This is a genomic window from Pseudomonas sp. (genome assembly GCF_050739655.1).
Classification (GTDB): domain Bacteria; phylum Pseudomonadota; class Gammaproteobacteria; order Pseudomonadales; family Pseudomonadaceae; genus Aquipseudomonas.
In genome coordinates, this window is the sequence record NZ_JBOIBY010000236.1 from 1 (window position 1) to 2,107 (window position 2,107).

Annotated in this window: 3 protein-coding genes; all 3 read right to left on the reverse strand. The window is 59.4% G+C overall.

All coding sequences use genetic code 11. The annotated features are described in order from the left end of the window. Nucleotides 1–470: 470 nt before the first annotated feature. Nucleotides 471–1,592, reverse strand: coding sequence for an IS630 family transposase (locus ACRESJ_RS11755; RefSeq protein ID WP_431758034.1), 1,122 nt, complete (start codon nt 1,590–1,592; stop codon nt 471–473). 55 nt (nt 1,593–1,647) lie between these two features. Next, nucleotides 1,648–1,818 carry an FxLD family lanthipeptide gene (locus ACRESJ_RS11760; RefSeq protein ID WP_431758035.1) on the reverse strand — a complete coding sequence of 57 codons (171 nt, stop codon included), beginning with the start codon at nt 1,816–1,818 and terminating at the stop codon, nt 1,648–1,650. A gap of 49 nt (nt 1,819–1,867) precedes the next feature. Next, a partial coding sequence (locus ACRESJ_RS11765; protein ID WP_431758036.1) for a hypothetical protein occupies nt 1,868–2,107 on the reverse strand: 240 nt, incomplete at its 5' end.

The following is a 2,107-nucleotide window of genomic DNA, read 5'->3' on the forward strand; positions in this document are numbered from 1 at the left end:
GACATATCACCCTCGCCATGCTCGCCCACACCTTCCTCGCCGTCACCGCACACGAAACCAAAAAAAGGGGCGCCACCAAGCCACACCGCTAAGCCAACCAGACAGTCCACCCGACGAACCGACCGAACCTGAAACCGCGCCACCCCTCCATCGACGTCTCATCGCGCTGACCCTCGCCGAAATCCGTCGACTCCTCAACCTCACCCACCGCGGCGAACACGCCATAAGCCACGGCCTGCACTGGTCAACATGGCGCCGCCAACACCAAGCCCAAGCACGCCGAGCCCACGTCCGACGACACCTCCGCCTACACACACCGATAATCTAGCCCTGTAGTACTAGTGTCGCTAGATCTGATCTAGTTTACGTACGACACGATCGTCTACGCAGTTCAAGGGCCAGATCGCCGATCTTCGTGGCGTAAATGGATACGCATTTCGTGACACTAGTGTAGATAGATCTGTTTTATTTTACGCTGCTCGGCGGGCTACGTCGTCGATCTCGGTGGCGCGCAGAAGAGCCTCCATGCGGGCCGTGACAACGCGGACCTTGCCAATGATCTCCTCCGCGGTAGCTTTCCACTCGAAGGGCTTGCAATCACTGTTCCAGTGTTTGACGAACGCCTCAATCTCACGGTTCAGAGCTTTCACTGACCTGAACGTTCCACATCGGATCAGCTTCCGGGCAATAATGCCATTCCAGATCTCGATCTGATTCATCCACGACGCCCCGGTGGGGGTGAAGTGAAAGACGACTTGCCCTTTCTGCTTGACAAGCCATTTCTCGGTATCATCCGACAAGTGCACGGAAGCGTTGTCGAGGACCACATGGACCTTCTGGCCGGGGTAGGCAGCGACGACCTTCTTCATCAGCCGGAGGAAATCCGGAGTCGCGTGAGTCTGCGACAAAGAAGAGATCACTCTACCCGTCCGGATATCGAGGGCGGCGTACAGATCCGTGGTCCCCATCCGCGCGTAATCGAAAGTACGCTTCTGCGTCTTGCCGAAGTCGATCGGCAGCAGCGGCTGCGTGCGGTCCAGCGCCTGGATACCCGACTTCGCGTCCACCGACACGACCACCTCTCCCTCCGGAGGATCCAGATACAGACCGACGACATCACGGACTTTATCCTCAAAATGCGGATCCCGGGAAATCTTGAACGTCCCCTGCCGCCACGGCGCCAAGCCGTTCTCCCGCCACAGCCGCGACACCCACGTCTGCGACACATACACACCCTCAGTCTTCTTGATATACCGAGACATCTCCGTCGAAGACCAATGTGAAATCCCCAGCGACGACGGAGGCGTCGCCCTCGTCAACGCGAGCACCTTCGCGCGAATCCGGTCCGGGATCTGACGCGGCCCACCCGGCGAGGTCATACTCACCAGACCTTCCAAGCCGAACCGCTCATAGCGCGCCAGCCATTTATCCACCGTCGGCCGCGACGCCCCCGACATCGCGGCGATCTCCATTTTCCGGTAGCCCTGGTCATACCAGAGCACCATCTGCGCCCGCGCCGACACCGATCCATCATACGAACCTGATCCGACCGCCGCCTGAAGCTCCGCGCGATCCTCTGCTGAAAGTGCCATGGGCAGATTATTCCACACTGCGTGACCAATGTAAAGCTAAACATATCTATCTACACTAGCAGCTATTGCAGGCGCTTTCGCAGGTTTGGCCGCAGCCATCGTCGGTGAGCCGCATCAGCTCGTCGACAACCGGACCGGATTCAACAATGCTGACATCGAGATCGAACTCCGAGTCCACCACCGGGCCGTCCGGAATTACTGCCATCTCATCCATTTGAATAGTCACAGGTTCCTCCTTGGGTTAAGGTGCCGTATTCGAGAACTCTCGCTATTGGTCAGAATGTCCGCCGTCCGGGCCAGGTGATGAGGACTCGGGTGTGCTTCTTGTCGATGACCCGCCCCGGGGGAAGGTCCGCATCCGGGGTTGCCGCGGGATACACCTCGATGCGCGCCCCCGGACCAGAACGGTGGTCCCGGTCCCAGGTCCGGATCAGCTCCACGTACTGTTCCGCGAGAGCCTCAGCCTGCGGGCCGTGGGCGTACACACCGGTCTCGAAATCGCTCGTGCCTTCGAT

Coding starts and splice junctions, on each gene's coding strand:
- ACRESJ_RS11755 (WP_431758034.1), bottom strand. CDS start 1,592: ATGGCACTTTCAGCAGAGGATCGCGCGGAGCTTCAGGCGGCGGTCGGA.